Genomic DNA, 21,722 nt, shown 5'->3' on the forward strand with positions numbered 1-21,722 from the left:
AAGGAAATCCGCCGAATCAGAGCGGTGGCGGCACGTGGTCCCGATACCAGGCCCGGACCTCGGCAAGCGCCGGATGCGCCAGCGAGCGGGCCAGATACGCCCACACCCGCGGCTGATGCTTCAAATATTGCGGCTTGCCGTCGCGCCGGTTGAGCCGGGCGAAAGTTCCCAATAGCCGTGTGTTCCGCTGCGCCGACATCACTGCGTAGAGCCGCGCGAAACCGGGAGCGTCGAACTCGGGATCCGTAGCGAGCCGGGCTTTGACATAGCGGCCGAGCAACGACAATTCCGTCGCTTCCGGCACGTCGATGCGGGCATCCTGCAGCAGCGACACCACGTCGTAGGCGGCCGGGCCCAGCACGGTGTCCTGGAAGTCGATCACCCCGACGCGCTCGATGCCGGGACGATCCTCCAGCCAGATCAGATTCGGCGAGTGATAATCGCGCAGCACCCAGGTCCGCGGCGCGGCCGCTATGCCGGCGAGCAGCTTGCGCCACAGCGCGACGAATTCGGCCCGCAACGCTTCAGACGGCGGCGCACCGCGATCCGGCAGATACCACTCGGGCATCAGGCCGACCTCGATCATCATCGCGGCTTCGTCGAATGTCGGCACCGCGTAGCTCTCGCGCGTCGACAGCGGCAGGTGATCGGGCAGCGGCTTGGCGTGCAGCGCCGCCAGCATGTCGGTGGCAGCCTGATAGCGCGCCACCACCGGCGCCGGCGGATCGCCCTCGACAAAGCCGACGCGGCCGAGATCTTCGGTGATCAGGAAGCCGGCATCGAGATCGGCGTGATGGATGGCAGGCGCCGAGAAGCCACGCTCGCGCAGGCCCTGCCCGATCGCAACGAACGGCCGGACGTCTTCGGCCAGATGCACCGCAGCGCTGTAACTCTTGCCGGCATAGAGCGCCGGACCGTCCGGACGGCGCGGCGCGTTCATCAGGATCACGCTCTCGGCGCCGCGCTGCAGCCGCGCGTAGGAGCGCGTCGAGGCGTCGCCCGGCATGTGCCGGCGCTCGGCATCGGCGTAGCCGGCGGTCTCGATGAAGCTGCGCAGCGCAGCGAGCCGTTCGACCTGCTTCACGGCTTTGCCGTGGCCGGTGATTTCCGCGGCACGCGCCGACGGGCCCAGCGCAGGACGATGACTGAGCGCGATATCGATGCGGTCTTCCGGCAGCGCCGCGCCGGCGCGCTCGGGCCATTCGATCAGCGCCACGGTGCCGTCCGGCAGCGGCGACAGCCCGATTTCTTCCAGCTCGGACGGATCCTCGACCCGATACAGATCGGCATGCAGCAGAGGATAAGGCGGCAGATCGTAGGTCTGCACCAGCGTGAAGGTCGGGCTCGGCACTTCGAGCGCGTCGTCGTCCGCCAGATAACGGATCATCGCCCGCGCTGCGGCTGTCTTGCCGGCACCGAGATCGCCCGACAAAGTCACGACATCGCCGGGGCCGATCAGCAGCGCCACCTCGGCCATCAGCCGCGCGGTCGCCGTCTCGTTGGCGAGCGCGACCGAGAATGTCGCCACCGCACTCATTCGGCCGCGTGGCGTCGAGCAGCCGGCTCGATCGGAAACTCGCAGGTCACCGACGTGCCGCGACCGATCGCCGACTCGACCTGGACCTTGCCGCCATGCAGCTCGACGAACGAGCGCACCAGCGACAGGCCGAGCCCGGCACCGCGATGCCGCGAGCCCTGCGGGTCGCTCTCGAACAGATCGAACATCTTCTCTTTGAACGCCGGCGCGATGCCGGGACCAGAGTCGGTCACGGTGAACGCGACGCGGGTCTCGCCCCGGCGCACCGTCAGCCGCACCGTCCCTTGCGGGGGCGAGAAATCCACCGCGTTGGCAAGCAGATTGTACAGCACCTGCACGACCCGCCGCTCATCGCCGACAAAGCTGTCGATCGCCGGATCGATGTCGACCTGCAGCGCGATCTGATCGCGCGCCAGCCGGTCCTGAATGCCCTCGGCGGCCGCATCGATCACCTTGCGGATGTCGATCGGCCCGAGATTGAGCGTCATCGCGCCTGCGTCGATGCTGGCGAGATCGAGGATGTTGTTGATGATCGCCATCAGCGCATTGGTCGAGGTCGTGATGTAGTTCACGTACTCGGCCTGCTTCTCGGTGAGCGGCCCGGTCGAGGGATCGCTGAGGAAGTGCGCGAAGCCGATGATCGTGGTCAGCGGCGAGCGCAGTTCGTACGAGACGTGGTGGACGAAATCGATCTTGATGCGATCGGCCGTCTCCAACGCCTCGTTGCGCTCGCGCAGCGCCCGCTCGACATTCTCGGTGTCGGTGATGTCCTGGAACGTCAGCATGGTGGCGCCGTCGGGCAGCGGCATGGTCTTGCAGGCCAGCACGCTGCCGTCCTTGCGCTCGAGCTTGAGCAGGACATGGCGGCGATCGTCGATGCCGGTGATGGCGCCGCGCAGCGCCTGCCAGAACACCTCGTCGTCGAACAGCGGCCGGCACCACTCCTCGATCGCCTCGATGTGCGGCTGGCTCTGCAGCGCCTCGGCCGACAGGTTCCACATCCGCGCGAACGGCGGGTTGAACAACTGCGCGCAGCCGTTGGAGCCGAACACCGCGACGGCTTCCGAGAGATTGTCGAGCGTTTCGCGCTGGACGTCGATCAGGCCGCCATAGCGGCGCTTGAGATCGAGGCTTTCGGTGACGTCATCGAACAGATAGGTGACGCCACCTTCCGGATTGGGCGTGGTGACGATGCTGACCGCGCGGCCGTCAGGCAGGTACCAGACGTCCTTCTCGGCTTCGACCGCCCGATAGGCTTCGTGCAGCTTGTTCTTCCACGCCTTGAAGTCGCGCTCCTCCGGCAACTTGCGCTCGGCGCGCAGCCGGTCGAGCACGGTGGAGTCGTCGGGATGGCTGTCGAGGAAGATGCGGTCGAGATCCCACAGCTTGCGATAGGAGTCGTTGTAGAACGACAGCCTGCGCTGAGCGTCGAACACCGCGACCCCGGAGGACAGCTGATCGAGCGTGCGCCGATGTGCATCGGCCATCCGCTCCAGCGCGGCGCCGAGCGCGGCGGTTTCACTGGCGTCGACCGCGATGCCGGCGCTGCCGCCGGTCACCTTCAGGGCGCGGACGTCGAAGTAACGGCGCTCGCCGCCGACCACGATCGGCAGCCGGCCGGAGTATTCGTAGCCGTCGCTGAGCGCCCGCGCCAGCGCTGCACGATCGCTGGAATCGAGCAGTTCGAGATTGCGGCCGATCGCGTCCGCGGCGTCGCTGGCATCGGTCGCCCGCGCATAGGCGGCGTTGGCGAAGCTGAGCGTGCCATCGGAACGGCGGGTCCAGATCGGCCACGGCGCGGCGGTGGCAAAGCCGCGCAGCATCTCGGTTTCGTCCTGCAGCGCCTTGAAGCGCCGGCTCATATCGGCGAGCTCGCGGCGCACGCCGCTCAGTTCGCGGATGCGGACCACGGCCTGACCGCCGACGGCGCGCCCCATCGCCTCGATCGACCGGCCGGTCGAGGTGACGAGCTGCAACAGGAAGCCTTCGCCCTTGTCGAGCAGCGCGTCGACGGCGTGATCCATCTGCAGAGCCGGCTCGGGCGGCAGCCAGGTTCCGAACGCGAGCACGCGTTGCGGCTGGCGGCTCTGGGTCTCGGGCGGCAGGAACAGCGCGGTGTCACCGCTGATCTGCGGCCGGCTGTCGCCGGCGGCCCAGGAGATCAGCACCTGCGGCTCGGCGAACAGCAGCGCCTGAAAGCGATCGGACTCTGCCTGCAGTCCCTGCAGGTCGGCGCGCAGCCCCGCTTCGCGCGCAAGCGCGCGCTGCCGCGTCCGCACCAGCATGATCGCAGACATCACCGAAAAGCCCAGCGCCGCGAGCGCGATGATCAACGTCATCATCTCGTGGCGGTTGAGGTCCAGCAGCAGCGACGACGTGATGGCGGCCAGGTGATCGTCTGCGGCTCGCGCCGGCGAGGACGCGACCATCACAGCCGTCCCAGCCAAACCATGCACCAGGGAGGTGCACGACAGACTGGTCCGACGTATGGACCCCAATACGCCTGACATCGATTGCCCCAAACCGCACGGCGCAACTGACAAGCCGCGCCATAGCCGAATCGGAGGACATTATCGCCATCGCGACTCGGGGGGTAAGAGTCCAGACCGTGAACGGAGTGATGACCGTCCGCAAACGGACGATTTATATTTTCCCGCGCCGATTCCGGCCGTGCTTGACACTAAATCTAGTTGAGTCGCGGAACTAACACCTCAACGCGGCGCCGCCACTCAGCGGCCGGTCGAGCCGAAACCACCGGCGCCGCGGCCGCTTTCCGGCAGCACCTCGACCGCCACGAACTGAGCGCGGCTGACCGGGGCGATCACTATTTGAGCGATGCGTTCGCCGCGGCGGATCGTGAACGGCTCGGTGCCGTGGTTGATCAGCAGCACGCCGATCTCGCCGCGATAATCGGCGTCGATCGTGCCCGGCGCGTTCAGCACGGTGACGCCGTGCTTGGCGGCAAGCCCCGAACGCGGCCGGACCTGCGCCTCGTAGTTCTCCGGAAGCGCAATGGTGAGTCCGGTCGGCACCAGCACGTAGCGGCCGGGTTGCAGCGTCAGCGGCGCGTCCTGCGGGACGGCGGCGGTCAGGTCGAGCCCGGCGGCATGCGCGGTCTGATACTCCGGCAGCGGCAAGCCTTCGCCGTGCGGCAGATGGCGAATCGAAACGGTGATCTTTTGGGTCATGCGGGAACTGCCATTGCTTGAGCGATCCGCGCCACCAGCGCGGTCGCGACTTCGTCCTTGGTCATCAGCGGCCATGATTCGAGATCGGTGGCGGCATCGTTGCGCATCAGCAGATGCACGGTGTTGCGGTCGCCGCCCATCACGCCGGTGGCTGGCGAGACGTCGTTGGCGACGATCCAATCGCAGCCCTTGCGGGCCAGCTTGGCGGTGGCGTTGTCGATCAGGTTTTCGGTCTCGGCCGCAAAGCCGATCACCAGCGGCGGCCGGCCCTCGGTCAACTTCGAGATCGTCGCCAGGATGTCGGGATTCTCGGTCAGCTGCAGCGGCGGCGGCCCGCCGGCGCCCTTCTTGAGCTTCTGTATTCCTTCACTGGCAACACGCCAGTCCGCGACGGCAGCGGCGAAGATCGCCACATCCGCCGGCAGCGCCGATTGAACGGCAGCAAGCATCTCGCGCGCCGACTCCACGCGGGTAAGGTCGACACCTGCCGGCGCCCGTAGCTCGACCGGACCGGAAATCAGCGATACCTCGGCGCCGGCGGCGGCCGCCGCGGCTGCGATCGCGTAGCCCTGTTTGCCGGACGAGCGGTTGGCGATGTAGCGCACCGGATCGATCGGCTCATGGGTCGGGCCTGCGGTGATCAGCACGCGCTTGCCGAGCAGCGGCTTCGGCGGCTGCGGCCGCCACAGCGCTTCGGCCGCTGCGGCGATCTCGATCGGCTCCGCCATCCGGCCGACGCCGGCCTCGCCGCGCTCGGCCATCTCGCCGGCATTGGGGCCGACCATCACAACGCCGTCCTGCTTGAGCTGGGCGACGTTGCGCCGGGTCGCGGCGTTGTTCCACATCAGCGGGTTCATCGCCGGCGCCAGCAGGATCTGGCGATTGGTGGCGAGCAGGATCGCGGTCGCGAGGTCATCGGCATGACCGCCGGCGATCTTGGCCATCAGGTCGGCGGTCGCCGGCGCGACGACAATCAGGTCGCAGTCGCGGGCAAGGCGGATGTGCCCGGCATCGAACTCGCTCGAGGGGTCAAACAGATCGGTGTAGCAGCGCTGATGCGACAGCGCGCTCGCGGTCAACGGGGTGACGAACTGCTGGGCCGCCTTGGTCAGCACCACACGGACGTCAGCACCGCGATCCTTGAGCCGGCGGATCAGGTCCATCGCCTTGTAGGCCGCGATGCCGCCGCCGACGATCAGCGTCACCCGCGCGCCGCCCTGCTGCGGCTGGGCACGAGCGCCTTCCGGCGGATCTTCCGGCGTCGGGACTGAGGGCACGGAAGGGTCGACCGACGAAGGCTCTGCGAAGCCGAGCCGCCTGTGGCAGGCGTCGCGCAGGATCACCCGGACTTCGTCTTCCATCGAGCGGCCATTGGCAGCCGCTCGTTGGCGGAGTTCGGCCTTAAGAACGTCGTCGAGCTTGCGGATCGTCAGATTAGCCATGACGAAAAGCTAGCGGACGCAAGCATTGCATTCAAGACATGAATGCAATGCCGTCAGATCATTCGCGAAAGCGCGATCAGAACCCCGATGAAGGTCGCAGCGATCACCCAGAGCGCCACCGTCCGGCCGCGGGTGCGGCCGCGCACGGTGCGGCCGATCGCAGCGATCGTCTCCGGCGCCAGCACCAGGCCGTCCTTGGTCATGACCTCGAGCTGATTCAGCACGGTGACGGCGCGCGACACGATGGTCGGCAGGCTGGTCAGGGTGTGGCCGAGCTCGCCGGCGCCGGCGAGCGCGCCTTCGACCTTGCCGATCGGACCCAGATTGCGCTGGATCCACTCGCGCACCACCGGGTCGGCGACCTTCCAGATGTCGAGCTTGGGATCGAACGACCGCGCCACGCCTTCGACCACCACCATGGTCTTCTGCAGCAGGATCAACTCCGGCCGGGTCCGCATGTCGAACAGGCCGGTGACCTCGAGCAGCAGCGTCAGCAGCTTGGCCATCGAGATTTCTTCGGCGGTGCGATTGTGGATCGGCTCGCCGATCGCGCGGATCGCCTGCGCGAAATTCTCGACCGAGTGATGCGCCGGCACGTAGCCGGCCTCGAAATGCACCTCGGCGACGCGGCGATAGTTGCGGGTGATGAAGCCGAGCAGGATCTCGGCGAGGAAGCGCCGCTCCTTCGGCAGCAGGCGCCCCATGATGCCGAAATCGACCGCCACCAGCTTGCCGTCGCGATCCAGGAACAGGTTGCCCGGATGCATGTCGGCGTGGAAGAAGCCGTCGCGCAGCGCATGGCGCAGGAAGCTCTGGATCACCTTGCGGCCGAGCTCGATGGTATCGACGTTGGCGTCCTTCAGACGGGCGTGATCGTTCAGCGGGATGCCGTCGATCCACTCCATCGTCAGCACGTTGTGGCTGGTGCGATCCCAATCGACGGTGGGGACGCGGAAGTCCGGATCGTCCTTGGTGTTCTCGGCCATCTCGGACGCCGCGGCCGCTTCCAGCCGCAGGTCCATCTCCATCGCGACCGAGCGCGACATCGTGTTGATGACTTCGACCAGCCGCAGCCGCCGCGCCTCGGCGGAATACAGCTCGGCCTTGTCGGCCACATAGAAGAAATCCGACAGGTCGCGCCTGAACCGCGCCGACACGTTCGGCCGCAGCACCTTCACGGCGACCTGCTTGCGGACGCCGTCGATCTCGACCTCGCCGCGATGCACCTGGGCGATCGAAGCGGCCGCCACCGGGGGGCTGAGGCTGACGAAAAGATCGCGCAGCGGCCGCTCCAGCGAGGTCGCGATCACCTCGTTGGCTTCGTCCTGCGAGAATGGCGGCAGCCGGTCCTGCAGCGCTTCGAGATCGCGCGCCATCGCGACGCCGACCACGTCGGGCCGCGTGGCGAGGAATTGGCCGAGTTTCAAGTACGCTGGGCCGAGCCGCGTCAGGGCGCGCGACAGCCGCGGGCCGGACTTGGCGCCGCGCCGCTCGATCAGCCGCGCCAGCCGGATCGGCACCTGACCGGCGGGCGGAATCAACGCCGGATCGACCACGCCGAACACGCCCTCGCGCGCGAACACGAAGGCGGCGCGGCCGAGCCGCGCCACATGAGTAAGTGCTGCGATCACAAACGCCAGCCCGAATGCAGCGCGACGATGCCGCCGCTCATCACCTGCCAGTTGGCGCGCGCAAAGCCGGCGTCGCGCATCATCTCGGCGAAATCATACGGCTTGGGAAATTTGCGGATCGATTCGACCAGATACTGATAGCTGTCGGCATCGCCGGTGACGACGCGGCCGATCTCCGGGATCACCTTGAACGAGAACAGATCGTACAGCTTGGACAGGCCCGGCACGTCGACCGACGAGAACTCCAGGCACAGGAAACGGCTGCCCGGCTTGAGCACCCGATAGGCTTCCTTCAGCGCCAGATCGATCCGCGGCACGTTCCGGATGCCGAACGCGATGGTGTAGGCGTCGAAGCTGCGATCGTCGAACTGCAGGCTCTCGGCATTGCCCTCGACGAAATCGACCTTGTCGTCGAGATTGCGCTCGACCGCGCGCTGGCGGCCGACTTCGAGCATGTCGGTGTTGATATCGCAGACGGTGGAGTGAAAGCCGGCGCCCGAGGCCTTGGCGGCACGGAACGAGATATCGCCGGTCCCGCCGGCAACGTCGAGTAGCCGGAACGGCGTGTCGTCGCGCGGCGGGTTGAGGGTCGTGATCATCACGTCCTTCCACAACCGGTGCATGCCGCCCGACATCAGATCGTTCATCAGGTCGTAGCGGCCGGCGACGCTGTGAAACACGTCGTTGACCAGCGTCTGCTTCTCGTCCAGCGGAACGTCGCGATAGCCGAAATGCGTGGTCTCGCCCGGCTCAGTCATGCCTTCAACTCCTGCGCGCGGACGGTTTTTCAGGCCGATTGCCGCCCGAAACACGAAAACGGCGGTCCGCGGCGGACCATATAGCGCGCTTGGTGCGGAGGCGCTATCACCTGAATGCCTTAACTGGCTGACGCCAAATGTAGAATGCAACAACGGACGGCGCCGGCCGCAATCGCCGGGTTGTCGCCGCCATGCCTGAAATTCAAGCCAATCGAGTGGCTTAAAGCCCTTCCGAGCGAGCCCGATGCCCGAACTCCCCGAAGTCGAAACCGTCCGCCGCGGGCTGCAGCCGGCGATGGAGGGCTTTCGGATCGACCGCGCGGTGGCGCACCGGGAGAACCTGCGGTTTCCGCTGCAGAAGGACTTCGTCGCCCGGCTCACCGGCCAGATCGTCACCGGCCTCGGCCGGCGTGCCAAATATCTGCTGGCGGATCTGTCGAGCGGCGACGTGCTGCTGATGCATCTCGGGATGTCCGGCTCGTTCCGGGTGATCGAGGCCGATGGCGAGACCACGCCGGGCGAGTTTCACTATCCCCGCAGCGAGGACCGCACCCACGACCACGTGGTGTTCGAAATGGCGTCCGGCGCCCGCATCGTGTTCAACGATCCGCGGCGGTTCGGCTTCATGAAGGTGTTTCCGCGCAGCGAGATCGAAACCGAGCCGCACCTGAAGGGCCTCGGCCCCGAGCCGCTCGGCAACGCGTTCGACGCCAGCCTGCTGGCGAAGGCCTGCGCCGGCAAGCAGACCAGCCTCAAGGCCGCGCTGCTCGATCAGCGCGTGGTTGCCGGGCTCGGCAACATCTATGTCTGCGAGGCGCTGTTTCGCGCGCACCTATCACCAAAGCGCAAAGCCTCGACGCTGGCCAATCGCAAGGAAGAACCGACCGACCATGCGGTGCGGTTGACCGAGGCAATCCGCGAGGTGCTGGGCGAAGCGATCAAGGCCGGCGGCTCATCGCTCCGCGACCATCGCCAGACCAGCGGTGAGCTCGGTTACTTCCAACACGCGTTCAAGGTTTACGACCGCGAAGGCAAGCCGTGCCCGACCTGCAGCGGCACAGTGCAACGCTTCGTGCAGAACGGCCGGTCGACGTTCTGGTGCCCGAAGTGCCAGAAGTGAAGGGAATTCAACCAATCACTTCGGACGACACAGGCAGCGAGTCCGCGGGGATTACTTCCGCACGCAGATCACGCGGACGACGCTCGCTTTGGCATCCTTGGTGGTGACTTCGGCCGGCTTCACGCCGACGCCGGTGAGATAGCTGCGGACGGTGTCGGCGGTGATCAGCGTCGCCTGCGCCGCAGCGCCATCCGCCGCTCCTGCGACCAGTGGCAGACGCAGCGTCGTCAGCCCCGCGAACCGTCCCTCCGCATCGCGTGCCGGTGCACCGGAAAAGCCGAGGCTCGGCGGCGGCGTTACTACCAACCCGCCGGTGGTGCCGGCAACGGTGAGCTGCGCCTTGACGGTGGTGACGGCAGCGCCGCCGCCCTGGCTCTGCGGATCGGCGACGCCTGTGATCTCGACCGCTCCGGCCTTGGCTGCGCCACCGCCGATCGGCAGCGGCTTGAGCTCGGACGCGCCGTAGATCCGCAGCAGCGCCAGTTCGTGCTCCTTGCTTCGATCGGCCAGATCGGCAGGACCGTAGCCCGCAACAACGATCGACAGGCAGCCCTCGACCGCCTCGCGATCGGCCAGGATCGCGCCATCGGCGCCGACGATCGTGCCGGTCGAATATTCGACCTTCTTGCGCGGCGGTGGGCCGGCCTGGACGCCGCCCGGAAACGGATTGTAGGCGCTCGACATGGCGACCACGACCGGCTGCATCGTGCCTTCGGTGGCCTGGTCGTACAGCACGGTGAGGATGCGGACCTCGGCATCCTTGAAGCTGCCGCGGATATAGAACTTCTTCTGGTTCTGGGTGCCCGACAGCACGAAGAAGTCCGGCTTGATCGCGCTGTATTCGATCTTGCGGCCAGGCTCTTTCTTCTCCTGCTCGGCGAGCTTGGCGATCGAGACGTCCGCTTCCTTACGCCGCGACAACGCGACCTGGATCGTCCCCGTGGAGGAACTCCAGCGCGTGCCATTGCCGTCGGAGGCCTGTTGCGGCACCAGCCGGGTCGGTACGCCGACGCGCGCGCCGGTGACCGGATCGGAAACCAGCTTCCAGCCGACGCTGGCCTGCAGCCTGCGCGCCGCCTCGGCGAGCTGCCCGCGTTCCTGCGGATTGAGCACGCCGGTCGGCTTGTGGCCCTGATTGGTCTGGAATTGCTTGATCGCGGCGATCATCCGATCGGACACCTCGCCGTTGATCAGGCCATTGTAGTCGCCGGTCCAGGCGAGATCGGATTGAATCGCCTGGCGCTCGCCCTGCGCCAGCGTTTTGGCCGTCTCCGCAGGTGTCTGCGCTGCCGGCGGTGCGGCCGCGGTTTGCTTTGGCGCGGCGTTTGCGCCATGCGCCGCCAGAGTGGCGGCACCGGCGACGATCAGGGTTGCAGCCAGCATCGATCTCATGACAATTCCCGAGCAACGTTGCGCCATGCGCAAATAACCACAACCGCTTGGTCGGCGCCAACGCTGCGCCGGTTCGACGCGCGGCAGCGCGCACAATGTCTCGCCTGCCGGAAATCGCACCTTCGACCGCAGGAAAGGATGAGCCGGATGCGCGTCTTCAAGATGACGATGCCGGTCTGGCCGTGGAAGTGAAGGATACCATCCGATCATGCTGAGTGCCGAGGAACTGGAACGCTACGCCCGCCACATCGTGCTGCGCGATGTCGGCGGCCCCGGGCAGGCGGCGCTGAAGGGTGCGCGGGTGCTAGTGGTCGGCGCTGGCGGACTCGGCGCGCCGGTGCTGATGTATCTGGCCGCGGCCGGAATCGGTACGCTCGACATCGTCGACGACGACATCGTCACGCTGTCGAATCTGCAGCGCCAGGTGATCCACGCAACGCCCGACATCGGCGCCCGCAAGGCTGACAGTGCGGCCAGCCGGATCCTCGCCCTAAATCCCAACGTCCGCGTGGTGCAGCACCGGGTGCGGCTCGACGGCTCCAATGCACTGGCGTTGATCGGCGGCTGCGATCTGGTGCTCGATGGCTCCGACAATTTCGCGACGCGCTATCTGGTGTCAGACGCCTGCTATCTGGCCAAGAAGCCGCTGATCACCGCGGCGCTCGGCCAGTTCGACGGATCGCTGACCACGATTCGCGCCCACGAACGCAACGCCGCGGGCGAGCCCAACCCGACCTATCGCTGCCTGTTTCCCGAACCGCCGCCGGCCGGCACCGTGCCGAGCTGCGAGGAGGCCGGGGTGATGGGCGCGCTCGCCGGCGTGCTCGGCTCGATGATGGCGCTGGAGGCGATCCGCGAGATCGTCGGCTTCGGCGAAGGCCTGGTCGGGCGGCTCGTGATGATCGACGCCCGCGCGATGCGGTTCGAGACGCTGCGCTACAGCCGCGACCCGCAAAATCCCCTGAATGGCGACGCGCCGACGATCACGGATTTAAGCGGGCACGTTTGACCCGCTGAAGAGCCCCCTTGCTCGGAGCACCATCCCCTTCTCCCGCAAGCGCGAGAGGGGCGGGGTGAGGGCCCCGCAAAAACCCGGCGCAAGCGCGAACCGCCGCGCTAATAGGTCAGCTCGGCGACGGTGATGCGGTTCTCGGCGAGCGGCCACGCCCGGGCGACGATGCGCTCCTCATTGAACAGGCCGATCACGGCGCGACCGACTTCCCCAGACGGCACGATCGCCGTGGTCACCGAGTCGGTCGGCACACCCGGCTTGACGTCGGTCGGCTGCTTGCCGTCGAGGATCACGATGTCGCGCGGCAGGCCGAAATAACCGCGCGGCCGCGACAGCATCACCACCGCGCCGGCGCCGTCCTGCGGCTTGGCGGCCGGCTTCGTCGCGCGCAGATGCACCACGTCCGACGAGCGCGGGAACGGTGAACGATAGATGTGGGTGGTCATCTCGCCGGGCTGGGTAAGCACGAATTCCAGCGGCCAGGGCGGCTGGGTGTCGACCGGGCCCCAGCGCCCGTCGGGGCCACTTCGGCCGTCGAACAGCGCCGCGCCGATCCGTTTCCCGCTGTCGGGGTCGACGCGATAGACCTCGACCCGCGCATCCGCCACCGGCCGGTTGGTCGGCACACCGCCGGGCGTCGCGGTGACGAGGCCGCTGAGCTGCACCGCCGCTTCGGGCGCGACCGCGATCCGTTCCGGCTCGCGGCCGGCAATGAATTTGTAGATCTCGCGGAAGGCACGCGGATGGAACGCGGTCTCGCGATGGTCGAGCGCGCCGAGCACCAGGTTAGTGGCGCCCTTCAGCTCCGGCCCCACCGCGGTGACGCCGGTTGGCGTAGCCGGCTTGCCGACGAAGCGGCCGTCAGCTTGCGCGTATTTGTCCATGCCATCGCTGCGTAAGGTGAGGAACGCGACGCCGGGAGTGACCTCGCTGTCGCCGGCGTTGAGGCCGCTCAGAAACGGGCCTTTGCCATTGAACTCGTTGCCCAGGCCGGAATCCCAGGCATAGACCCCGTGGTTCGGGGTGCCGCACAGCACCGCATGGGAGACGTCGGCGGCGCCGCCATTCTTGATCACGTTGCGCACCGCGTTGCCGCCGCGCGAACTCGCCACCAACGCGACTTTGGCTGCGCCGGTGCGACGCTTGAGGTCGGCGATCGCTGCGGCCAATTCGCGGCGCTGGTCGTTGGTCGATGAGCGATGATCCTGCGCCACACCGTCGTCGCTGCGCGCCAACGGATCGGTGAAATTCAGCGCGGCCAGTCGACCGCGGGCGACGCCGTTGGACTCCATCCGCCAGATTTGAGCGATCCACAATGCGGCGTGGTCGCCATTGCCATGTACGAACAGGATCGGCGGAACTTCCGCCGGTACCGCAGTCGCTTCGCTTTGCGCCAGCGCCGCGAGTGGTGCGCCACCAAGCACCACGGGCAGCGCTCCGAACGCCTTCAGCAGGCTGCGCCGGGTGGTCTGCATCGCGTCTCCTCCATCGGTTTTTTCGACCGTAACAGTCCGTGGTCCGGCGCTCCAGCGCCGTTGGCTCTGGACAGTGCGAGCGCTTCGCAGGCATCACTGTTTCCAGCGCCGTTGAATCGGCGGGGCGGTGAGGACGGCGGAGGGTCAGACCCAGATGGCGGGCACGGCGAAGCGCGGGCTGTTTTCCGGCGACGGGATCGCGGCGCCGCTGCGGCACGCACTGTTCCGGCGGATCTGGCTGGCAAGCCTGTTGTCCAATCTCGGCCTGATGATCAACGGCGTCGGTGCCGCCTGGGCGATGACGCAGATGACCGCGTCCGCCGACAAGGTGGCGCTGGTGCAGACCGCCCTGATGCTGCCGATCATGCTGGTGGCAATGCCGGCCGGCGCGATCGCCGACATGTACGACCGCCGCCTAGTGGCGCTGGCCGCGCTCGGCATCGGCCTCGCCGGCGCGACCACGCTGGCGGCGCTGGCGCATCTCGGGCTGGTGACGCCCAACACCCTGCTGCTGTTCTGCTTCGTGATTGGCACCGGCATGGCGCTGTTCGGGCCGTCCTGGCAGGCCTCGGTGTCCGAGCAGGTGCCGGCCGAAACCCTGCCGGCCGCGGTCGCACTGAACGGCATCAGCTATAACATCGCGCGCAGCTTCGGCCCGGCGGTCGGCGGCATCGTGGTGGCGGCTGCCGGCGCGGTGGCGGCATTCGCCGCCAATGCGGTGCTGTATCTGCCGCTGCTGATCGTGCTGCTGCTGTGGCGGCGGGAGAGCGAGCCGCCGCGGCTGCCGCCGGAGCGCCTGAACCGCGCGATCGTCTCCGGCGTGCGCTACATCACCAACTCGCCGGCGATCCGCATCGTGCTGACACGCACGCTGGTGACCGGCATCGCCGGCAGCTCGGTGCTGGCCCTGATGCCGCTGGTGGCGCGCGACCTGCTGCACAGCGGCGCCGAGACCTACGGGCTGCTGCTCGGCGCGTTCGGCATCGGCGCAGTGATCGGCGCACTCAATGTCGGGATTGCGCGGCAGCGCCTAAGCAGTGAAGCCGCGGTTCGGCTGTGTGCGATGATCATGGGCGTGGCGATGGCGGTGATCGCGATCAGCCGCTCGCCCCTCCTCACCGCAGCAGCCCTCGTCGTCGCCGGCGCGGTGTGGATGCTGGCGATCGCGCTGTTCAACATCGGCGTTCAACTGTCGGCACCGCGCTGGGTGGCAGGGCGGTCGCTTGCGGCATTCCAGGCGTCGATCTCCGGCGGAATCGCGATCGGCAGCTGGGGCTGGGGTCACGTCGCCGATCTGTCCGGCGTTGCGCCATCGATGCTGCTGTCGGGGCTGGCGATGCTGGCTTCTCCAGTGCTCGCCTTCCTGCTGCCGATGCCGCCGGTCGGCACCCCCACCGAGGACGCCGAACTGCTGGCCGATCCGGAAGTGAAACTGGCGCTGACGTCACGCAGCGGTCCAGTGGTGATCGAAATCGACTATCGGGTCGACGCCGACGAAGCGCGCGCGTTTCACAACGTGATGCAGGAGGTGCAGCTCAGCCGCCAGCGCAACGGCGCCTATGGCTGGTCGATCGCCCGCGACGTCGCCGATCCGGAATTGTGGACCGAGCGCTACCACTGCCCGACCTGGCTCGATTATCTGCGCCAGCGCAGCCGTTCGACCCAGGACGACCGCGCGCTGCACCGGCGCGCGATCGCGTTTCATCGTGGACCGGAGCCGGTGCGGGTACGCCGCATGCTGGAGCGGCCGTTCGGCTCGGTGCGCTGGAAAGAGGAATCGCCCGATCGCACCACCGCGACCGAAGTGCTGCCGGTCGCCGGCGTCAGCGGCGGTTCGACATAGGGTCGATCTCGTCCGGCGTCATGGTCGGGCTTGTCTTTGCCATCCCGCTCTTAGCCATTCGCTCATGGCGAAATCTCAAGAGGCGGATGTCCGCGACAGGCACGGGCATGGACCGATCACGGAGAGTTATTACTGACCGTTGTCAGTCAGCACCTTGGCGCATTTGGCGCTGAGCTTGGCGCGATGCTGCTGCAGGCAGTTCAGGATCACCCCGTCGGACTCGTTCATCACCGCCCGGCACAGACGCGACACATCCCGGCCGCAGCCAGGGTCGGGGCGACGCTCCTGCGCCTGGGCGGCGCCGGCGATCAGGGTGAGGCAAACGAGCGGACCAACGATCTTCAACATGCTTGGTATCCAAATCAGAGCTGAGCCTGTTCAGTTGCATCAATGCGATGTGTGCGCAACCGTTCCCGTAGCGGTCGTCGCAGATGACGACCGCTACACGACAGGCAGACCGACGGTGGCGGACAACGCCTTCTAGCCGTCGTTCGGAACGATGACGGTCGGCTTGGTCATCTCGACGACGTCCTTGGCCTGGTCGGTGAGAACGCGGAATTGCGTCTGCAGAAATTCGGTCTGGATCCGGACCACGTCCTGAAAGTCCTTGGCGTGCAGCAGCGCTTGCGAGAAATCGAACGTCGCCTGGACGTTGCGGTCGACGTAGCCCTTCAGCGTGGTGGCCTGGCTGCTCTGGCCCATCGGCACCACCGACATGCTCTTGCTGATGAACTCGAGGTAGTTGGTCATCGCGCCGCGCGCCTGCTCGAGGTTCTTGGTCATCACGTTCAGGATGACGTCGGACGAGTTCTTGTCTGCCATCGCGATCTCCTCGAGGCTCTCCGGCTACTTAAAGCACCAGATGGCCGCACGGCCGGAGCCCTGTGCACGCCATTCACGCGCGACAATGATCGCAAAATCTGCAGCGCCGTCCAGTACTAACTGCGGAGCATTTAAAGATGCCTAACCGCCGACACGCGAACGGCGGGCGTGGAGCTGGCCACACCCGCCGTTGCCGATGTCGTCGTGAGCGCGCGCCGCCGAAACGGCGCTGCGCCGAATTAGTTGAAGCGCGCGCGGTCGAGCTGATCCAGGCCCTTCTGCGACCGGTAGATCTCCAGGCAGTACCAGGCCAGCACCAAGAGCGTGCCGATCCGCACCACCGAGGTCGGCAGCATCAGGCTGAGCGCGATGATCAGCAGCGGCACCGCGGCGGCCTTCACCACCTTGGCGCGGTCGTCGAAGATCGGGAAGAACCAGACCTTGTTCTCCGCCGCCCAGAACGGCGGCTTCACGCGCTGCAGGCCGTAGCGCGACCAGGTGTCCTTGAAGCCGAGGTCGCGGGCCCACACCAGATACAGCGTGACCCAGAATGCCAGGAAGGCGACGACCACGGACATCGGTCCGGCGGCGAAGCCGATGAGCAGCAGCACTGCGACGGCGAGTGCGATGAACCAGTTTTGCATCGGAGAGAACCTTTGAGACTGACGGGAGCCCGCGGGTGCTTGGATCAGCCGCCGGCTCCCAGAAGCGAACTGCCTGCGTTACTTGCGGGCGCAGGACACCACGATGGTGGAGGAGCTCGGGCCGCAGCTCGCGGTCATCTGCCCGTTCTCCAGAGAAAGGTTGTCGCTGAACTTGGCGCTGCTCGGACCGATGCAGATCGCGGAGATCAGCGCTTCATCCGCCTCGCACGAGGTCGGGCAGCCGTTGGACGAGCAGGTCGACGACGTCACGGTGCGGAAAGCACTGACCGGCGGCGCGACCGGCGTGGCAGCGACGGCGGGTTCGATCAGGGCCGGATGAGGCACACCGACCTGGTTCACCACCGACAGCGCGGCAACGAACGCGATGGCACCGAGGAAGATCATCGATGAGGAGCGCATACTACCTCCATACCTGTTGGAATTGTCACCAGACGGTTTGCAACTGCAGCATGTTATCAACGCCCCGGAATTTCAACAGGCGCAAGTTTCAGCACGCTTAAGGACAGAGCAACCGCTACTAAGGATGACGTCGGCACAGCGCGATCGTCACCACAACGCGCGTCGGCGACACGCCGGTCACGGCGGCTCACCATCCAGCGCGGCCCGTCACGACCGACTGCTTGCAACGATGTTACCGTCGCTCATCAGTTTGCGCGAGTTGGTGATTTGCCGGACAGGCCGGCCGTTCCGGAGCACATTCGAATCTGCCATCGCGATCTGGCCGGAGCGGCAGCAACGCGATGCACGCCCGCTCGCGCGCATTCGGGCAGGAGGCCTAACGACGAAGGAAGAGCAACGCTGGCCACCGCCCCAGTCCGCAATGTGCCGGTGATTCGGCATTTCCCGGACAAGAACGTCACGAGGGCTGCGTGCCCCGAATCACTTCGCTCGATCGGACCACCGCTGCCCGCATCATCTGGTTCAAGAAGCGACCATGCGGCCTTGGCGCGAGAATTCGAGCAGCCCCAAGGGCTTGCTGCTCTGCAAAATCTGTCAGCGAATCGATAGGTTCAGAGGCCTACAACACGCTGCGCTCCATCCGCCTCGTGAGCAGGTAGGAGTACTCGCCGCGACATTGAGGCTCTCCGCCGGTCCTGAAGAGACGGACGAAGGCAGCAGAGCCGACGCCAGACGCCGCCGGCGACGTTTAAGCCTGATCAACGACGGCATCCGCATGTTGCTCGCCGCTGATCGCAACCGTGAAGTTCCATCATGAATAATGCATTGCTCCTCAAACTGCATCGCTGGACCAGTCTGGTGTTCGCGCTGCCGCTGCTCGCCATCATCGTCACCGGACTGATTCTGTCGGTCGAGCCGATGCTGCAAGGCCGCGGCTTGCCGGCCGGAACGCTCGATGCCGCCCGCCTCACGGGCCTGATCGAACGCTACGATCCGCAAGGCCAGGCGCGCGGGCTCGCGATCAACGCCACCGGCCAACAAATGCGCCTGCTCGGGGTCAATGCACCACCGATCGACCTCGCAAGCGGCGAAGCCGCAGCCGCCAGCGATTCCACCGGCGACCTGCTGCTATGGGCGCGGCGCACCCATGAGCGCCTGCTCGGCTACGAGTGGCTGGTGATCGCCTCGACCATCGCCATGACGGTGCTGATGACGATCGGCGTGCTGATGGGGCTGCCGCGGCTGCGCAATAGCCTCTCCGGCTGGCACAAGGGCGCGGCGTGGTTCACGCTGCCGCTGTTGCTGCTCAGCCCTCTCACCGCGCTGTGCATGGCGTTCGGCCTGACGTTCTCCAGCGGCCCGCCGCCGGCCCGCATGACCATCAAGCTGACCGACGCGGTGCAGCAGATCGCGCAATCGCACGACGTGTCGCACCTGACGATGATCGCCAATCGCGGCGGACGGATGATGGCGCGGATCTACGAAGATGGCGAGCTGCGCGCCTACACCTTCGCGCCGGATGGCGTCACACCGCTGCCGCGCAATTGGCCGCGGCTACTGCACGAAGGCAATTGGTCGACCTGGCTGTCCGGCACGCTCAACGTCATCACCTCGGTGGTGCTGCTCGGCCTGCTGGTCACCGGCGTCTGGCTGTGGACCCGGCGCAAGCTGCGGCGGCGCCCGCAGCGGCCGGCGACGCAGCCGGCCTGACGCAATCCGTCTGACGCCCCGGCAGGATTGAGAAGGCTTTAGCCGGATCGTTCAAATTGCACCGAAGCGGTGCACGGATCGTTGCAAGGTGCGGGCGTCTTCTGCCCGCATCTGCCCGCCGCAACGAGCGCGTCCATGTCCAGCATCTCGTCGATTGCCGTCTCCGGCCTGAAAGCAGCGACCCGCCGGCTGGAAGTGTCGGCCAGCAACATCGCCAATCAGCAATCGACCGGCGCGCTGCCCGGCGCCGACGGCACCGTCCCGGCCGGTGCGCCGCAGGCTTACAAGCCGCTGCAGGTCAATCAAACCGACACATCGACTGGCGGCACTCAGACCAGCCTGGGCACGACCTCGCCCGCCACCGTCCCGGTGTCCGACCCGCAAGCGCCGTTCGCCAATGCGGACGGCATGGTGGCGGCGCCGAACGTCGACTTGGCGCAGGAGTTCATCGGCCAGATGGTCGCCAAATACAGCTACACCGCCAACCTCGCCTCACTGAAGGCGGACCGCGACATGAGCAAGGCGCTGCTCGACGCGAAGGTGTAGTCCTCCCGTCATTGCGAGCGAAGCGAAGCAATCCAGCTTCGTGCACTGAGCTGGATTGCTTCGTCGCTGCACTCCTCGCAATGACGGTGATTGATATTCCACGAATGGCAAATCGCCGACGAGAGAACTAACCGATCGGCCCGCTCGCCGCGCGCGGGGCGAAATCGGGGATGCCGATCTCGTCCTTGCGGTGGCAGGCGACGTAGTGTTCGTGACCGGCGGCGTCGGGGAACGGCAACTCCGCCCGGCAGCGCGCCTCGGCGAACGGGCAGCGCTGCGCGAAGCGGCAGCCGGGCGGCGGATCGACCGGCGACGGCGGCTCGCCCTTGACCAGATACTTGGCCTTCAGCTCGTCGCGCAGCGGACCGGGCGGCACAGCGGCCGACACCAGCGACCATGTGTAGGGATGGCGCGGCTCGGTGAACAGCGCCGAGGCCGGCGCCTGTTCGGCGATCTTGCCGAGATACATCACGGCGATCTCGTCGCAGAACTGCTGAATGACGCCGAGGTCGTGCGAGATGAAGATGTAGGTGAGGCCGCGCTCGCGCTGCAGCTTCTTCAAGAGGTTCAGGATCTGCGCCTGGATCGCGACGTCGAGCGCCGACACCGCCTCGTCGCAGACGATCAGCTCGGGCTCCGGCGCCAAGGCGCGGGCAATGCACAGCCGCTGGCGCTGACCGCCGGAGAACTGATGCGGAAACAGATCGGCGGCTTCCGGCGGCAGGCCGACTTCGGCGAGCAGCTTGCGCACGCGCGCGTCGCGCTCGCTGCGGCTACCGATCTCGAGCAGATCGAGCGGCTCGCGGATCTGGTCGCCGGCCCTTCGCCGCGGATCGAGCGCCGAGAACGGGTCCTGGAACACGATCTGCAGATGCTTGCGCGCCTTGCGCAGCGGCTCGCCGGTGAGCGGCATGATGTCTTCGCCGCGAAACACCACCTGCCCTGAGGTCGCCTGCACCAGCCTCATGATCGCCTGCGCGGTGGTGGATTTCCCCGAGCCGCTTTCGCCGACGATGCCGAAGGTGGTGCCCCGCTTGACGCGGAAGCTGACGCCGTCGACCGCGTGAACGAACGACGGCTTGCCCCACGGCCGCTTACGGCCGGTGCGAAAGTGCACCACGAGGTCGTTGACGTCGAGCAGATAGGGATCGCCGTCGGCGGGGCGCAGATCTTCGTGGATCATCATGCAGCGATCTCCTCGGCACGCCAGCACGACACCGCATGCCCGGCCGCGATCGCCCCGAGCGGCGGCTGCGGCCGCGACCGGCATGCCTCCGAGGCGTTGGCGCAGCGCGCCAGGAACGCGCAATCCGGCCCGCGATTGCCGAGCGCCGGCACCATGCCGGGAATTTCGCCCAGATCGACCCACTCCTCCGGCTTGGCGACGCCGACGGTGAGATGCGGGACGCAGCCGAGAAGCCCACGCGTATAGGGATGGCGCGGCCGTGCCGCGATCTCATGCGCCGGCCCGGTCTCGATGCAGCGACCGGCATAGAGCACGGCGATTTCGTCGGCGAGTTCGGCGACCGCGCCGAGGTCGTGCGTGATCAGCACGATTGCGGCCTCGGTCTCGTCCTGGAGCTGGGCGAGCAGGTCGAAGATCTGCGCCTGCACGGTGACGTCGAGCGCAGTGGTCGGCTCGTCGGCGATCAAGAGCTTCGGCCGGCAGGCGAGCGCCATCGCGATCATCACCCGCTGCCGCATGCCGCCGGACATCTGATGCGGATAGGCTTTGGCGCGCTGCTCGGCGGCCGGGATCTGCACCGCTTTCAGGAACTGCACGGCCTGCTCGGCGGCGTCCTTGCGGCTGAGCCGGCGGTGATAATACAGCACCTCGGCGATCTGATCGCCGACGGTGTACAGCGGGTTCAGCGCCGTCATCGGCTCCTGGAACACCATCGACATCGCGTCGCCCCGCAGCGCGCGCATCCGCTTCGGTCGCGCGGTGAGCAGATCTTCGCCGTCGAGCATGATGCGCCCGCCGGTGACCACGAAGCCTTCCGGCAGCAGCCGCATGATCGCCAGCGCCGTCATGCTCTTGCCGCAGCCGGACTCGCCGACCAGCGCGACGGTGCGCGCCTTATCGAGGGTGAACGACAGATTCTCCAGCACCGGGACCAGATCGCCGTCGCGATTGGTCATGCTGACGCTGAGATTCTCGACAGACAATACCGGCGCCATC

At 67.0% G+C, this 21,722-nt stretch carries 19 protein-coding genes; 5 read left to right on the forward strand and 14 right to left on the reverse strand.

The annotated features are described in order from the left end of the window. Positions 1-16 precede the first annotated feature (16 nt). The 6 genes from tsaE to ubiE form a co-directional block, all read right to left on the reverse strand. Entirely contained in the window at positions 17-1,537 is a 1,521-nt protein-coding gene (gene tsaE / locus RPPS3_RS00415) for a tRNA (adenosine(37)-N6)-threonylcarbamoyltransferase complex ATPase subunit type 1 TsaE (protein ID WP_107342346.1), read from the reverse strand. After that, entirely contained in the window at positions 1,534-4,047 is a 2,514-nt protein-coding gene (locus RPPS3_RS00420; RefSeq protein ID WP_107342347.1) for a sensor histidine kinase, read from the reverse strand. Before RPPS3_RS00420 ends, tsaE begins: the two co-directional genes overlap by 4 nt. Positions 4,048-4,266: 219 nt before the next feature. Then, complete coding sequence (gene dut, locus RPPS3_RS00425) at positions 4,267-4,725, reverse strand: dUTP diphosphatase (protein ID WP_107342348.1); 459 nt, start codon at positions 4,723-4,725, stop codon at positions 4,267-4,269. Next, a complete protein-coding gene (gene coaBC / locus RPPS3_RS00430) occupies positions 4,722-6,167 on the reverse strand; it encodes a bifunctional phosphopantothenoylcysteine decarboxylase/phosphopantothenate--cysteine ligase CoaBC (protein WP_107342349.1) in 1,446 nt (481 codons plus the stop codon). The genes dut and coaBC overlap by 4 nt, the downstream gene beginning before the upstream one ends. Before the next feature lie 53 nt (positions 6,168-6,220). Then, positions 6,221-7,798 (reverse strand): 2-polyprenylphenol 6-hydroxylase, encoded by a 1,578-nt coding sequence (ubiB, locus tag RPPS3_RS00435; RefSeq protein WP_107342350.1) that lies wholly within the window; start codon positions 7,796-7,798, stop codon positions 6,221-6,223. Further along, positions 7,795-8,556, reverse strand: a complete 762-nt coding sequence (gene ubiE / locus RPPS3_RS00440) for a bifunctional demethylmenaquinone methyltransferase/2-methoxy-6-polyprenyl-1,4-benzoquinol methylase UbiE (protein ID WP_011155654.1) — start codon at positions 8,554-8,556, stop codon at positions 7,795-7,797. Before ubiE ends, ubiB begins: the two co-directional genes overlap by 4 nt. Before the next feature lie 244 nt (positions 8,557-8,800). On the opposite strand from ubiE, the gene mutM reads away from it, so the two are divergent. Continuing rightward, a complete protein-coding gene (gene mutM / locus RPPS3_RS00445) occupies positions 8,801-9,676 on the forward strand; it encodes a bifunctional DNA-formamidopyrimidine glycosylase/DNA-(apurinic or apyrimidinic site) lyase (RefSeq protein ID WP_107342351.1) in 876 nt (291 codons plus the stop codon). Between the two features lie 51 nt (positions 9,677-9,727). On the opposite strand, the gene RPPS3_RS00450 is transcribed toward mutM, so the two are convergent. Continuing rightward, positions 9,728-11,068, reverse strand: coding sequence for a peptidoglycan-binding protein (locus RPPS3_RS00450; RefSeq protein ID WP_107342352.1), 1,341 nt, complete (start codon positions 11,066-11,068; stop codon positions 9,728-9,730). Between the two features lie 208 nt (positions 11,069-11,276). Here RPPS3_RS00450 and RPPS3_RS00455 point away from each other — a divergent pair, with 208 nt between their 5' ends. Then, the gene (locus RPPS3_RS00455; protein WP_107342353.1) at positions 11,277-12,077 is read left to right on the forward strand and encodes a HesA/MoeB/ThiF family protein; all 801 of its coding nucleotides are present in this window, start codon (positions 11,277-11,279) and stop codon (positions 12,075-12,077) included. A 107-nt stretch (positions 12,078-12,184) separates the two neighbouring features. On the opposite strand, the gene RPPS3_RS00460 is transcribed toward RPPS3_RS00455, so the two are convergent. Further along, the gene (locus RPPS3_RS00460) at positions 12,185-13,555 is read right to left on the reverse strand and encodes a hydrolase (RefSeq protein WP_107342354.1); all 1,371 of its coding nucleotides are present in this window, start codon (positions 13,553-13,555) and stop codon (positions 12,185-12,187) included. A gap of 154 nt (positions 13,556-13,709) precedes the next feature. Between RPPS3_RS00460 and RPPS3_RS00465 the strand changes: the two genes are divergently transcribed. Continuing rightward, positions 13,710-15,398 (forward strand): MFS transporter, encoded by a 1,689-nt coding sequence (locus RPPS3_RS00465; RefSeq protein ID WP_107346364.1) that lies wholly within the window; start codon positions 13,710-13,712, stop codon positions 15,396-15,398. Between the two features lie 129 nt (positions 15,399-15,527). Here RPPS3_RS00465 and RPPS3_RS00470 read toward each other — a convergent pair whose 3' ends face one another. The 4 genes from RPPS3_RS00470 to RPPS3_RS00485 form a co-directional block, all read right to left on the reverse strand. Further along, positions 15,528-15,746, reverse strand: a complete 219-nt coding sequence (locus tag RPPS3_RS00470) for a hypothetical protein (protein ID WP_107342355.1) — start codon at positions 15,744-15,746, stop codon at positions 15,528-15,530. A gap of 132 nt (positions 15,747-15,878) precedes the next feature. Beyond that, positions 15,879-16,220, reverse strand: coding sequence for a phasin family protein (locus RPPS3_RS00475; protein ID WP_107342356.1), 342 nt, complete (start codon positions 16,218-16,220; stop codon positions 15,879-15,881). Between the two features lie 239 nt (positions 16,221-16,459). After that, positions 16,460-16,864, reverse strand: coding sequence for a hypothetical protein (locus tag RPPS3_RS00480; protein WP_107342357.1), 405 nt, complete (start codon positions 16,862-16,864; stop codon positions 16,460-16,462). A 78-nt stretch (positions 16,865-16,942) separates the two neighbouring features. Then, the gene (locus RPPS3_RS00485; protein ID WP_107342358.1) at positions 16,943-17,284 is read right to left on the reverse strand and encodes a hypothetical protein; all 342 of its coding nucleotides are present in this window, start codon (positions 17,282-17,284) and stop codon (positions 16,943-16,945) included. 813 nt (positions 17,285-18,097) lie between these two features. Between RPPS3_RS00485 and RPPS3_RS00490 the strand changes: the two genes are divergently transcribed. Next, a complete protein-coding gene (locus RPPS3_RS00490; RefSeq protein WP_107342359.1) occupies positions 18,098-18,994 on the forward strand; it encodes a PepSY-associated TM helix domain-containing protein in 897 nt (298 codons plus the stop codon). A gap of 135 nt (positions 18,995-19,129) precedes the next feature. Beyond that, positions 19,130-19,540 carry a flagellar basal body rod protein FlgC gene (locus RPPS3_RS00495; protein WP_107342360.1) on the forward strand — a complete coding sequence of 137 codons (411 nt, stop codon included), beginning with the start codon at positions 19,130-19,132 and terminating at the stop codon, positions 19,538-19,540. 127 nt (positions 19,541-19,667) lie between these two features. Here RPPS3_RS00495 and RPPS3_RS00500 read toward each other — a convergent pair whose 3' ends face one another. Both RPPS3_RS00500 and RPPS3_RS00505 read right to left on the reverse strand, forming a co-directional pair. Beyond that, entirely contained in the window at positions 19,668-20,726 is a 1,059-nt protein-coding gene (locus RPPS3_RS00500) for an ABC transporter ATP-binding protein (RefSeq protein WP_107342361.1), read from the reverse strand. Then, positions 20,723-21,721, reverse strand: coding sequence for an ABC transporter ATP-binding protein (locus RPPS3_RS00505; RefSeq protein ID WP_107346365.1), 999 nt, complete (start codon positions 21,719-21,721; stop codon positions 20,723-20,725). Before RPPS3_RS00505 ends, RPPS3_RS00500 begins: the two co-directional genes overlap by 4 nt. Position 21,722: the final 1 nt, after the last annotated feature.

The organism is Rhodopseudomonas palustris, assembly GCF_003031265.1.
Classification (GTDB): Bacteria; Pseudomonadota; Alphaproteobacteria; order Rhizobiales; family Xanthobacteraceae; genus Rhodopseudomonas; species Rhodopseudomonas palustris_H.